Source organism: Variovorax sp. FG153, from assembly GCF_057809595.1.
In genome coordinates this window covers 1-301 of sequence record NZ_JBMDKG010000143.1, presented here as the reverse complement: position 1 = coordinate 301, position 301 = coordinate 1, and the positions used below count along the sequence as shown (strand labels likewise).

Annotated in this window: 1 pseudogene; it reads left to right on the top strand. The window is 65.4% G+C overall.

Going from position 1 to position 301, the window contains the following annotated elements:
- A pseudogene (locus ACODT0_RS42495) lies at positions 1 to 301 on the top strand (TonB-dependent receptor); the annotation flags it as partial.

Sequence of the window (301 nt, the reverse complement as noted above, 5' to 3'; positions counted from 1 at the left end):
CCGATGGCGGCAGGACACGGCGCATCAGCCTGTCGGGCAAGTGGTTCGACAACAGTCCCGAGGGGCAGACGCAACTCAGTGGCTATGTCATCGACTACCGCTTCGGCCTGTTCTCGGACTTCACCTATTTCCTCAACAACCCCGAGCAGGGCGACCAGTTCGAGCAGACCGACCGCCGTCGGGTCTTCGGGCTGCAGGGCACGCACAGCCGTCCCAACTCGATCGGCGGACTGGACGGCGTGCTGAGCTTCGGCGGCAGCTGGCGCGGTGACCGCATCGGCGAGGTCGGGCTCTACAACAC